Source organism: Nostoc sp. ChiQUE01b (genome assembly GCF_034531255.1).
In the GTDB taxonomy this organism is placed as follows: Bacteria; Cyanobacteriota; Cyanobacteriia; order Cyanobacteriales; family Nostocaceae; genus Nostoc.
This window is the reverse complement of the sequence record NZ_JAVRBM010000006.1, coordinates 190,392-203,550: the sequence shown is the minus strand read 5'-3', so window position 1 is coordinate 203,550 and position 13,159 is coordinate 190,392. Positions and strand designations below refer to the sequence as shown.

The 13,159-nt window shown below is 41.9% G+C and carries 10 protein-coding genes and 1 pseudogene; 6 read left to right on the top strand and 5 right to left on the bottom strand.

Translation table 11 applies throughout. The features are described from left to right. The first annotated feature begins 384 nt into the window (after positions 1–384). From RMY63_RS06730 to RMY63_RS06705, 6 genes are all read left to right on the top strand, one after another. Positions 385–2,445, top strand: a complete 2,061-nt coding sequence (locus RMY63_RS06730; RefSeq protein ID WP_322727958.1) for a tetratricopeptide repeat protein — start codon at positions 385–387, stop codon at positions 2,443–2,445. A gap of 173 nt (positions 2,446–2,618) precedes the next feature. Then, entirely contained in the window at positions 2,619–3,599 is a 981-nt protein-coding gene (locus RMY63_RS06725) for a magnesium transporter CorA family protein (protein WP_322727957.1), read from the top strand. 55 nt (positions 3,600–3,654) lie between these two features. Continuing rightward, positions 3,655–5,139 carry an acyl-CoA synthetase gene (locus RMY63_RS06720; protein WP_322727956.1) on the top strand — a complete coding sequence of 495 codons (1,485 nt, stop codon included), beginning with the start codon at positions 3,655–3,657 and terminating at the stop codon, positions 5,137–5,139. A gap of 119 nt (positions 5,140–5,258) precedes the next feature. Beyond that, positions 5,259–6,737 (top strand): amidase, encoded by a 1,479-nt coding sequence (locus RMY63_RS06715; protein ID WP_322727955.1) that lies wholly within the window; start codon positions 5,259–5,261, stop codon positions 6,735–6,737. Positions 6,738–6,896: 159 nt separating this feature from the next. Next, positions 6,897–7,307 carry a hypothetical protein gene (locus RMY63_RS06710; protein ID WP_322727954.1) on the top strand — a complete coding sequence of 137 codons (411 nt, stop codon included), beginning with the start codon at positions 6,897–6,899 and terminating at the stop codon, positions 7,305–7,307. After that, on the top strand, positions 7,291–7,491 hold the full coding sequence (locus RMY63_RS06705; RefSeq protein ID WP_322727953.1) for a hypothetical protein: 201 nt from the start codon (positions 7,291–7,293) through the stop codon (positions 7,489–7,491). Before RMY63_RS06710 ends, RMY63_RS06705 begins: the two co-directional genes overlap by 17 nt. A gap of 18 nt (positions 7,492–7,509) precedes the next feature. Here the strand turns inward: RMY63_RS06705 and RMY63_RS06700 are convergent, their stop codons facing one another. From RMY63_RS06700 to cysK, 5 genes and pseudogenes are all read right to left on the bottom strand, one after another. Continuing rightward, on the bottom strand, positions 7,510–8,496 hold the full coding sequence (locus RMY63_RS06700) for a site-specific DNA-methyltransferase (RefSeq protein WP_322727952.1): 987 nt from the start codon (positions 8,494–8,496) through the stop codon (positions 7,510–7,512). 50 nt (positions 8,497–8,546) lie between these two features. Continuing rightward, positions 8,547–8,792, bottom strand: coding sequence for a helix-turn-helix domain-containing protein (locus tag RMY63_RS06695; RefSeq protein WP_322727951.1), 246 nt, complete (start codon positions 8,790–8,792; stop codon positions 8,547–8,549). A 163-nt stretch (positions 8,793–8,955) separates the two neighbouring features. Continuing rightward, positions 8,956–11,202, bottom strand: coding sequence for a DUF1796 family putative cysteine peptidase (locus RMY63_RS06690; RefSeq protein WP_322727950.1), 2,247 nt, complete (start codon positions 11,200–11,202; stop codon positions 8,956–8,958). Between the two features lie 410 nt (positions 11,203–11,612). After that, positions 11,613–11,867: pseudogene (locus RMY63_RS06685) on the bottom strand (magnesium-protoporphyrin IX monomethyl ester cyclase); the annotation flags it as partial. A gap of 315 nt (positions 11,868–12,182) precedes the next feature. Then, entirely contained in the window at positions 12,183–13,145 is a 963-nt protein-coding gene (gene cysK / locus RMY63_RS06680; protein WP_322727949.1) for a cysteine synthase A, read from the bottom strand. Positions 13,146–13,159 lie beyond the last annotated feature (14 nt).

Sequence of the window (13,159 nt, the reverse complement as noted above, 5' to 3'; positions counted from 1 at the left end):
GAATTCGGGCGGTCGTTTATTGAATTCGGGCGGTCGTTTATTGAATTCGGGTGGTGGTTTATTGAATTCAAGCAGTGGTTAGGGTGGGGTAAAACCCAGATTCTTGAGCCACTTCAGACTTGTGTATACACCGTAAGCTTAGGAGAGGGACTTTGAAATATACACGCCGTAGCAACGCTTCGATCTCATTTGAATAGGACTTACGCAAAACATAACGAAAGTAGCGGTAATTCATGAATTACCGCTACGGAATAATCAGGTTTTCAGCCACATCTTGCGTAAGTCCTATTGAAGTTGCTTAATAAATAAATATTTATATTTTAAAATCAGTAGTAATAACACGTAAGCTATAATCAAACAATTTATCAGACTATATTTATATTGATGAATAGTCATTTACTAGATGGACATTATCAAATACTAAAAGTTCTCAATGATGGGGAAAAAGAGAAAACCTATCTAGTTGAAGATGTTAATCTTAATGGTAAAGAATTTATAGTAAAGCAGTTATCTCTTCCTAATAGCAATCCTCAAGCTTTAACAAGCCTACACCGCTTGTTTGCCAGTAAGACAGCAACTTTAGAAAAATTAGGGCAAGAACACGATAAAATTCAAAAGCTCATTGCTTCTTTTGAAGAAAATGAAGAATTTTATCTAGTCCAAGAATTCATACCTGGTAATTCTTTAACTGACGAAATTATTCAGGGAAAGCTTCTGAAGGAAGACCAAATTATTAGTCTTTTGTCAGAGATATTAGAAACTTTGGTTATTATACATAGCTATGGCGTAATTCATCGGGATATTAAACCAGCAAATATTATTCGCCGCGAATCAGATAAAAAGTTAGTTTTGGTTAATTTGGGTACTTTTAATGAAGCGATTGATAATACTGTTGACAATTCCGAGTATATGCCTATAGAACAAATTAACGGCAACCTCAAATATAACAGTGATATATATGCTTTAGGTATGGTTGCGATCGCAGCACTAAAAGGTTTACCTACAAAGGAAATATCTAATTTGCGAAGTCAGAAAAATAAGCTGACAGGTGAAATACTTTGGCGCGATAAAAATTTAAAAGTTAACAGAAAATTAGCAAAAGTTATTAATAAAATGGTGCGTTTTGACTATCGTAAACGCTACCAGTATGCAACCGAAGTTTTAGACGACCTGAAAAAGTTAATAAATGTTGATGACGAGCGACAAAAACAGCATCAGAAAAAATTATTACTAGTTTTAGGGGGGATAGCTGGCTGTATTACCCTTATTGTTGCAGCATGGCAATTGAGATCGCCAAAACTTGTAAGTGATGCCCAACAGACATTATACCAAGAGGGAGTAAATAAATATGAGTCAGGAAACTATGAAGGAGCAATTGCAGATTTCAATCAGATTATTGAATTAGATCCGCAAAACGCTTTAGCTTATAATCGGCGAGGTGATGCTTATTATCGATTAGGAGATTACGAGCAAGCACAAGCAGATTCTAGCCAAGCTATTTTACTTAATCCTCAAGATGCTAATGCCTATTTTGACCGAGGATTTGCTTTTTCGGAATTAGGCAAATACAAAGAAGCGATCGCAGATTATACTCAAGCAATTAAGTTAAATTCTAAAGATGCTTATGCTTACTATGGACGAGGATTAGCTCATGCTCAATCGAAGGATCATAAAGGTGCAATTGAAGATTTTAGCAAAGCGATCGCTCTCAAACCTCAGTATACCGAAGCTTACTTGCAACGAGGTATTCTCCACCGCCGCCTCAAACAAAGACTTGAAGCAATCCAAGATTTTGATAAAGTAATTAAAATTAATCCTAGTGATGCTAAAGCTTATTATCAAAGGGGTTTAACTCAATCTATTAATAAACAAAAAGATGAAGCAATTAAAGATTACACAGATGCAATCAATATCAATCCCAAATACATAGAAGCTTATCTGAATCGTGGTGATATTTACAGCGATCTGGGAAATAATGTAGAAGCTACTGAAGATTACAACACTATTTTACAGATTGATCCTAAATTTATTGCAGCTTATATTCACAGAGGTATGCACCGCTTTTCTTTTGGAGATTATAAAGGCGCTATTGAAGATTATACCGCAGCGCTAAAACTAAATACTAATAATGTAGTAGCTTACAACAACCGTGGTAACGCTTATCTCGAACTGGGAAATAAAAAAGCTGCAAATCAGGATTATTCACGAGCGATCGCAATTAATCCTAACAATGCCTTAGCCTATTATAACCGGGGTGTGATTCGCACCAAGCAGAAAAATAAATCGGGTGCGATCGCAGACTTCAAAAAAGCTGCAAAACTATTCCAACAGCAAGGGGAACAAGATAGCTATCAAGATGCACGGCGGGAAATTGCAATTCTGCAAAATAAGTCAGCGCCAGCGCCAACTACTCGCCCGAAATCTGGGAAAATAGAAAAAAACTGAGCTACCACTCAATAATGTATTTTATCTTACAATTTTATCACTAGTACTTTATCAAGCTAGTTTTTAAAGTTAATAGTAAGCACTAAAGTGCTTATAAAATAAGGACTTTAGTCTTTATTACTTACGATGAGTCACAGTATTTTTTCACGACTCAATTAGGTTAGGATTGCTATATGCTAACTCTGCTGACTTTTTATCCAGATAACCTAGAAATATTCACCAACAGGGATGTTGATACGGTACTCAAAAGAATTGATGGTTCTCACAATATTTGGTTACGCTGTATTCACTTCCGCGATCGGACTGGAACAGCTAGAATTATCAAGCATTTTGGACTCAATCCATCTCGTGTTAACATGATTTTCAACCATTCTCCTGTAGGAATTGATGAAGACGTAGAAGATTGTTTATTTGATAGCTATGAAATCCTAACTACTCAAATAAAAAATAATGAGTTTGAGGTTGCACGAGGCAATATTGTAGTTGGGAATAATTTTATTATAACTTTTGAAATTACTGAACTAAAAGTTTTCAATACTTTAACTAATTATCTGCAAAAACGAACTCTAGATATTCAACAATTGGGAATTGACTATCTTTTTTATCTTATATTTAAAGATATTTTGAATAATTACGAAACTGTATTTACCTATATTTCTAGAAAACTTGATGATTTAGAAGATGAAGTTTTAGACAATTCTGGTGATGAATCAACGTATCAGAAAATTGCCACAATGAGGCAATCTACTCGTTCTGGACGCCGTAATTTTCAAAGCATCAAGTTACTTATGGCTATTATGGATAATGAAGATTTCCAATGGATCAGCCAGCCAGTGAAAGAACTATTTAATCAAGAACTGGTTCATCACGTTGATAAACTCTGGCAAGAATATCAAGCTTTGAGAGCCTGGATGTCAGAATTAATGGAAATTCAACGTGATAATATTGCTAGTAAAACAGGTGAACGAATTAATCGCCTAACCATCCTATCGACAATATTTTTACCAATTACTTTTATGTCTGGTTTCTATGGTATGAACTTCAAATATATGCCGGAATTGGAACAACCATTGGCTTATCCTCTGGTGATCTGTATGATGGCATTAATTGTGATTGGCAGTATTGTCTATGCCAAAAAACAACGTTGGTTGTAGTATGTATAAAGTTACGAATAAGTAGGCTGAATCAACCCTAAATCGGTAAACAAACGTGAACCTACCATTGATTATTCATGCTGAAGAACACAATGAAAAAACAGCAATCACGACAACGGATGGATCATTTACTTATCGGGATTTGCTACACACTTCTAGTCAAATAGCAACAGGTCTTCTTCAAAATACAGAAGATTTACAAGAGCAGCGAGTTGCCTTTCTCATCCCGCCTGGGTTTGAGTATGTAGCCACTCAATGGGGAATTTGGCGGGCTGGTGGCATAGCTGTACCTCTGTGTGTTTCCCACCCACGTCCAGAATTGGAGTATGTAATTACCAATTCTGAAGCATCGATTATTGTTGCTCATCCCAATTTTGAAGGTATATTGCGATCGCTTGCCCAAGAACACAATTTGCGATTTATCCTCACCTCAGAAACGCTCCCACATAATATTATTAACCTCCCAGATATAGATATCACTAGACGCGCCTTAATTCTCTATACCAGCGGTACAACAGGTAAACCAAAAGGTGTAGTTACGACTCACCAAAATATTCAAGCGCAAGTGACTAGCTTAATCACCGCTTGGGAATGGACATCTAACGATCGCATTTTACATATCCTGCCCCTACATCATATTCATGGGATTATTAACGTACTGACTTGTGCTTTATGGGCTGGGGCGGAATGCCATATATTGAGCAAATTTGATGCCGAAACCGTTTGGAACCGAATTTGTGACGGTGACTTAAGCTTATTTATGGCAGTACCAACAATTTATGTAAAGCTAATTGCGGCTTGGGAAACTGCCTCTAAGGAACGCCAACAAATCATGTCAGCAGGCTGTGCTAAAATGCGCCTGATGGTTTCTGGCTCGGCAGCATTACCAGTTCAAGTTTTAGAAAAGTGGCAAACCATCAGTGGTCATTTTCTGCTAGAGCGCTATGGTATGACTGAAATCGGCATGGCGTTATCGAACCCTTTACACGGTGAACGGTTATCTGGATATGTCGGGAAGCCTTTACCTGAAGTTGAAGTGAGATTAGTAGATGAAAACGGAGAGTTAGTTACAGCCGGAACGCCAGGAGAGATCCAAGTTAAAGACCCAGGAGTGTTTCTAGAATATTGGCAAAATCCCGAAGCAACCGCCAAAGCCTTCCAAGATGACTGGTTCCGTACTGGAGATACCGCCGTAGTTGAGAACGGCAACTACCGAATTCTGGGACGGATGAGCGTGGATATCATCAAAACCGGAGGATATAAAGTTTCAGCTTTAGAAATTGAAGAAGTATTGCGATCGCATCCAGATATTCAGGAATGTGCAGTGGTTGGGGTTGCCGATTTAGAGTGGGGCGAACGGGTTTGTGCGGCGTTAGTATTGCAAGGTTCACAATCTTTAACATTACAAGCTTTCAGGAGTTGGGCAAAAGAACGATTGGCGGTTTATAAAGTGCCAACCCAAATTCTGATAGTCGAAGAATTACCGCGCAACGCTATGGGGAAAGTTACTAAGCCGACGGTGGTTGAGCTATTTTGCTGATAGCGATCGCTAACACCCAATTAGACCTGGAGTTTTAAAGCTTGTAACCCCTTAAACTTAAGTAAATATAATTAACTTGATCGAACCTTAGAATCTGACAAATGACGTGAAATCGACCTATGAGTGACTTAGTTTTTCTACCCGCTCATCAACTTGCTCAGATGATTCGCGATCGCCAAGTCTCTGCTATGGAAGTGTTACATGCTTACCTGGCGCAGATTTCTAAACACAACTCAAAGCTGAATGCGATTTGCACGTTAGATGAAGACAATGCTCGTACCAGAGCCAAGCTTGCAGATGAAGCCCTAGCTAGAGGAGAATACTGGGGCGCTCTGCACGGTGTCCCTGTAACAATCAAAGACATTTTTGAAACAGTAGGACTCCGTACCACAGCGGGTTACATTCCTCTCAAAGACTACATTCCTCAACAGGATGCCACCGTTGTTGCAAGGCTGCGGGCAGCAGGAGCGGTTATCCTTGGAAAAACCAACATGGCAGAACTGGCTGGTGATTATCAAAGTACAAATTCTCTGTTTCCACGGGTAAATAATCCCTGGAATCTTGACTATACAGCAGGTGGTAGTTCTGGTGGCAGTGCTGCTGCTGTTGCAGCCGGACTTTCACCATTAGATATAGGCAACGATATTGCAGGTTCCGTGCGCCAGCCTGCAACTTTCTGCGGTGTGTATGGTTTAAAGCCAACAGATCGCCGTATTTCCACCGCCGGAAGTATCCCTGAAGTACCAGGAATGCCGCTATGCTTGCGACAAATGTTGACTATTGGCTGTTTTGGGCGATCGCTCGAAGATATTCGCCTTTGTTTCTCGCTAATCGCTGGTGCGGATCTGCGTCGCCCAGATGTGCCACCGATTCCCCTTGATACTCCATCAGGCAAGTCTTTGCAGGATCTTAAAATTGCTTGGATTGATCAATGGGTGGAGGTTCCCGTTGCAGCAGAAATTCGAGGTGCAGTCCAGACAGTGGTGCAAAAACTTGCTCAAGCAGGTAGTTATGTTGAACGCTGGCTTCCCAAAGATTTTGATTTATCGACAGTGTGGAATCTCTGCGGGCGGATGGAAGCATACATCAACAACTACGCCCAACCCAAGGATCGCTATAATGTGCTACGCAGCTTAGAGTTACTCTTTCGCACGGCAACTCAAGGCGACAAAAAATTGCGAAAATTGGGGAATTTTAGCAGCTTTCTACCAGAAATTTTAAATCCCAGCTTAAAAGGATATTTTGAGACACTCACCGAGCGCGATCGCTTCATTGCCCAAATCGACGAAGCCTTAGAAGCGTGGGATGTTTGGCTCACTCCTGTGACAGCAACTCCTGCATTTACCCATTGTCCGGCTTGGAGCGCTATTGATATAGACGGCAAATCCTATCCTCATGCAGTGGCAAACGGAGCTTACACTATGCCATTTAATCTTAGTGGTCATCCGGCGGTGGTGATTCCGATTGGGCAAACTCACAATGGCTTACCGATTGGAATCCAAATTATTGGCAAGCGATGGCGCGAGATGGAGTTACTAGCGATCGCTCAAGAACTTGACAAAGCGGTTGGTGATTTCCGCCATCCATTAGGCTATTGAGGAATGGCACCAATTAAACTTCAACTTACTGGTTTCTTATCCTTTTGGGACATCCTGTGAGGGGAGTTTAGTCCTGACGCTACGCGAATTTTAAGAGGACTTCAGTCCTGACTATGAGCATTTTTGAAGTTAGGTTGGGACATGATATGAGTAGTTAGTATGAAAATTGTTCAAGAAGTTTCTCTGATCAGTATTGGGAATTTTGAAGAATCAAACGATTGGTATATCATTCGAGCTGAAATTCGTGATGCTATCTCTTTAATCGTTCATCCTCCTGGTGCATCCAGTTTTACAATTAATCCAATAAAGCATGGTAATGGTGTCAAGCCAATTAAAGATGCTTGCATGATTGCATTGAGAGATAAATTTGGATGGAGTCTCGAAACTTCAATTAATTATGCAACTCGATCGCCAGGAAAGGTAGATGCAACAAAGATCATTGACAACTATCTTTTTGCGCTTGAGTGGGAAACGGGCAATATCTCTTCAAGCCATCGAGCCATGAATAAACTGAGTCTTGGATTAACTACGGGGTGTCTTTTTAGGCGCTGTCTTGGTACTCCCCAGTAGAAAACTCTACCCTTATCTAACTGATCGGATTGGCAATTATGAAGAGCTAGAGCCATACTTTGATGTTTGGCGCGCAGTTCGCATTGAAGAAGGTTTTCTTGCAATCTTCGTGATTGAACATGATCTTTTAGATAACAATGTACCAAAGATTACTAAAGGAACAGATGGTCGTGCATTAATCTAAATTTTCCTGCATGAATAACTACGTAGAGTAAGGAATGGGCAGTTGTAATGCAGTTGTTTTGCCCTGTTTCAATTTCTTGCTTCCCCTTGCCGATTCCCATTGCTCTACAATTCCATTAGCCAAGTCAGTCAAGCGTTCTACTGCTGGCTCTGTATCTCCAATTTCTGAACCAATCCAATAACGGTGTAGTTTTTCTGCTGCATAAAATGTAGTACCAGAACCCCCAAAAGGATCAACCACAATCTGCCCTGGATCAGATGCCATTGCGATAATCCGCTCTAGCATAATGGGAGCTAGTTCATTAGGAACTCGTTTTTTGTGCCGACGATGGCGAACGGGTGGAATATCAGTCCACATCTCCTCAGTTAACGTCCATAAAACTTCAGTAGTGGAAGCTTCAGGGGCATCCTCCCAAACATCTTCTGGCATATCCCAGACATCCATTAAGTTGATGCCTTTTTCATTGAGGCTTTTTCTATGCCCACCATAATCACGAATCTCTTTGCCACAGTGCCGACAGAGTTGAATCGGTGTGTAGATTTTGTTGAAAACGGCTGGCTCCCCTTTTGTATAATAGATCAGTCCGTAGTGAGCCGGAGACATTTTTTTACCTCTAGGAAAAGCCTTTGGCATTCTGCAAGCAATCCAATGCCGAAACCACATTCCTTTACGATTGAGGTATGCGCCGTACTCCATACACCATTTGGGCAGGTTGAAAATAAATAAGCTGCTACCTGGTTTAAGTATGCGAATGCTTTCATCAAGCCACTGTTGCGACCAGCTTAAATACTGCTCTGCCTCCATCTGATCGCTTATACCTTCGCCATATTCTTTACCGAGATTAAAAGGTGGGTCGGCAAATACCAGATCCACTGACTCATTAGGCAAAGCTGATAGAAGTTTAAGGCAGTCTCCTTGGTAGAGTATGCCATGCTCACTGATGTAAACCTGTTGCAGCCCTTGTTGAGTTGCAACATCAGGTGCGATCGCTTGAAACGGGAGCATTAACTTAACCTTTAGTACATTGGTATAGCTTGAGTATAGAAACTCTATTGTCAATAGTCAATAGAGTTTTCTTGAGAGTTTGTACTGCGTGGCTGATAGGGTTTTCCAGGAGGTTGATTCTTATACCTGTGTACCTCAGCAACTTCTATGTAATAGTAACGCCCAAGTTTACAAGCTATAATCTGACCATTCTTAATTAGGTCATGAATTCGCTGACGAGTTACATCAAGTAGCTTGGCAGTTTGAGCTACAGAAAGTAATTCCGGGCTATCATCATTTGAGCCGGAGTCTGTCATAAGATGAAAATGCTTTAATCACCGAAGCTAATCTTTTTTAGATTGCATATTCAAGGATAACTAAAATTTTCTGAAAGAGATACCAGAAAGCGCCAGCTACCAGTAAGTCGGAGGGCTTGAGCGCAAGCGCAGCCCGTCGCAGGCATCGTCCCTATCTAATTTCTTACCCCTTCGGTATTTTGGGTGGACACCAAAAGAGGTTTTTGCTAGATACCCCAAGGGATTCCAGAATTCCTCGCATCACCTCTGTGCAGTACATCCAATGCCCCAAATCGTCATACATGCGATCGGGATTAAACTCGACATTGTAATGCAGCACATTGGGAAGGTCTAAAAACTGCTCGTCGCCTTGGGGAGAAAGAAGCAAGAGATGAAATGGCTTCCCCTGGCATTGTTTTTCCAGCTTGTTGACTAAATCTATCACACCACCGCGATCGCTAATTCCTGTGCGGACAAAAAGCACTTTGTCGCAGTGTCGTAGTGCGTACCAAAACCTTTGGGAGCGTGCTGTGTAGCGAACGCGCATCCGTTCATGGACGGGAGACATATCGTTCGTGGGATCGTCTATCTCCTCAACTTCATGGGCAAAGGATAAACCCGACCACTTACCGTGGTAAATTCTACCTGCATCAGGACTATAATGCAGAAAAGCAGGGTTCCACATATCATCAAAACCGTGTTCGATCGCATCCGCAACATCTGCAATATTAGTGGTGCGCGTTAAATCAAACGGAAAGGCGGGGCCGTCATACTCCATCTTATATAGCATCATGCGGACGGCACACCGATCGCCAAGGGGAAGAATCGCCACACGGCTAATATCTGATAACTCAGATTTGTATTGGAACAACACCGCAGACTTAGGTGGTGCTTTCACCCGGCTTTCTAGCCCATCTTTACCAATCATCAAGGTGCGAAAGGGGGCATTAGGATGAAGCGGATCTTCGTAGACACCCGACGGCATTGCTTGAAGTGCGTTGCAAACCTCCGTCCACATCGGCTGGATATTGTACTCATTGTCTGATTCGTTGATTATCCAGAGGTGACGTTCATCCGCTTGCAAAATCCCCAGATGCCCGTCATAAAATAAAACGTTGTTCGGCGAAAAGAGATTGAAGGCAGCACTATATTCTAGGTCAGTATCCGGGGGGATGTTTATTGTAGTTGCGATCGCACCATTTTCTACAGCAAAGAAGGGGAGCGTCCCTGGCTTGGTATCCTTGATAATGTAAATACCTGCTATCAATCCCGCCTGACTTTGCAGTGCAGTTTGTAGTTCCTGCCAATAGGGAGCGATGGTGTAGCTGTATTGTGATGTATTAACAATCTGTAAACGCTTCTCTTCGATACAGACAGAGACATGAAAGCCTGCATTGTCAAAATAAATGGGAAATTCATTCGGTTGCTGGAGGCGTTGTTTTTCTTTTGTTAATTCGTCTTTGTTGATATTAAATAAATGGTGGTCGATCTGCTGATACATCAGGCGATGACCGACTGTATTCGGGTGAGCCGGATCGAAGGATGTCCCCACTTTCCATCTTCCTTGTCCATCATCTACGGCTGCCAACCAATCCAGTACAGTCACGCCCCAACTTAGCATCCGGTTGTGTGTGTCTCGAATCAACCAGTAATGTTCCAAGGAATAATCACCGTTGGGATAAACCCCGCCCAGAATCGGGATTGCTCCGATGTCGCGCGTCATTTTTACAAGTTGCTGCAAGCCACTTTCAAACCGCCGTTGTACTGCCCGTCGTTCGTGAGGGGGACAATAGGCTAACCCTTCATTACCCAGAGATAGGGCAATGATAACAATATCCGGTTGTTCTGGGGTGACAACTGAGCCAAATCGAGCGATCGTTCTGCTGACATTCGCTCCCACCTCCGACACATTCACGAGTTTATACCCATATTTTTGCTGCAAAGCCTGTGCTAACAGCCAGACCCAACCTTTCAAAAACCAAGCTTTATGACCTAATGCAACGGAACTGCCAATGACCACGATTTTGAGTCTTTCAGCCCCTTCTTCCACGGGCATTCTGACAGATGACTTCTCAATGTATCCAAAGGGGTAAGGTTGTAAATAACCGAATGCGCCATCATCGACAATAATTGTACTGGCACGATCGTTAGGATCAATGGGAATCCATCGGTTTGTATCTAGTAAGCTCTCCCATCGGGCATTACCGTTTGCATCGAGATGTATGTATTTATATTCAACTCTCTGTCCATCGCCCGACTCTAAAGGTGGCTGAATGTCAATTTTATCTGTCCACCATAAAGGATAGCGATCGCCACTTGTACGCAGATGAACACATTTGCTAATATCCCACAATCCCAACTCTGGAGTAGAACCGACGAGAGCAATGGATTCGCCCGTTTGAGTGTATGCACTGATCTGGAATCGATACATAAAGTTTATCCTGATTTAGTGAGGACAATACCAAACGGTCAGCTGAATCCTTAAACCTGCTTTGAGAATATCACATAGAACTCTTAAGAATCCGGTATTAATCTTTTTAAGTATACTGAAGCTCTAATTTACATTACCCAAAGCTAGAGCAGACAAGCTTTTCAAAAATTAAATCGGATTTTTAGAGAAGGATTTTATACTGATTAAATAGAATTTATTGTATTAAAAGTCTTAGCACAACTAAGAACAAATCAAAAAAAGGATAAGATTAAGTTAAATTTGTCCTTCAGTAGCATTAAAATCCTTGTAGAGAGGTAATTTTTGGCAGAATTTTACAATTAGTTAGCGTAGCTTGCCGCTGTAGGCATCGCTGTTTTTAATCTCTGCTAGTTTCAAATTAAGGTCAGAACACTGCACTGCTCCAATCGTCGGAAAAACTCTGGGTGATTTGTATTCAAAATCAACGGAAAAGCCCGTGCAGCGGTGTTATTCGTCTCTTCAATGACTCTGGTATTATATTTGCGCGGGTCTATCCCAATGGATTAATAAAACGTTGCCCGTTCAAATACAGTCAAGGTATGAGTAGCAAAAACACTCAACAAAAAGAAGCGCACCCACAATCTAGCTCTCCAATTGTTCCATAATTGAGGTTGCGATCGCAGCATCTATATTTCAAGCCCCCGCATTCATGCGTGGGGTGTTATTAATTGCGAATTGCGAATGGGAACAAGCGAATTGGAAATGACAAGACTCTATTTTTACAGGACTTACGCAAGATGTGGCTGAAAACCTGATTATTGCGTAGCGGTAATTCATGAATTACCGCTACTTTCGTTATGTTTTGCGTAAGTCCTATTTTATTAACTTGACACCAATGATTAGATGCCCATCCGCAGCCAAAGGCGGGCTTTTCGACCACCCGACAAGATTGGATAATTTATTTGTTGGAAATTCCTAAAATCTAAAATTGGTATGCGTAATCAAACTTTACTCAACCACTCATTCTCTTCTGGATCTTTGAACAGTGAAGTACTGAGGTAGCGTTCGCCGAAGCTAGGCTGTATCATGACGATGAGGCGACCTGCATTTTCTGGTCGTTGTGCTACTTGAATAGCAGCATACAATGCAGCGCCAGTAGAAATCCCCGATAACAATCCTTCTTCTTTTGCGAGGCGACGACTGTAAACGATCGCCTCCTCATCCGCTACCTGAATCACTTCATCCACCAGTTCTTTTCGGTAAATTGCTGGGACAAATCCCGCACCAATACCCTGGATTTTGTGAGGCCCTGATTTACCACCTGCTAATACTGGACTGTTGCTTGGTTCAACTGCGATCGCTTTAAAACTCGGCTTCCGTTTTTTAATAACTTCTGCAACTCCGGTAATTGTTCCACCAGTACCCACTCCCGCCACGAGAATATCTACTTCTCCATCGGTATCATTCCAAATTTCTTCGGCTGTGGTTTCGGCGTGAACTTTCGGGTTAGCAGGGTTGCGGAACTGCTGCAACATATAAGCATTGGGCGTTTGAGCTACAAGCTGTTCTGCATGAGCGATCGCTCCTCGCATCCCTTCTACCCCTGGCGTTAACTCTAGTTGAGCGCCATAAGCTTTGAGCATGGATCGTCTTTCGTGGCTCATTGTGTCAGGCATCGTTAGAATGAGATGGTAGCCCTTGGCAGCTGCCACCATCGCTAGCGCAATTCCTGTATTTCCAGAAGTCGGCTCTACTAAAACAGTTTTTCCGGGGTGAATCAAGCCTGCTTCTTGGGCTGCTTCCACCATACTCGCGCCAATCCGGTCTTTCACAGAAGATGCTGGATTCATGCTTTCTAGCTTCACCACAATCCGAGCAACCGCTCCTGAAGCTTGGGGAATCTTGTTTAATTGAACTAAAGGAGTTCGGCCGATTAACTCTGTGATATCTTTCGCTATCCGCATGTGGGTACTCCGTC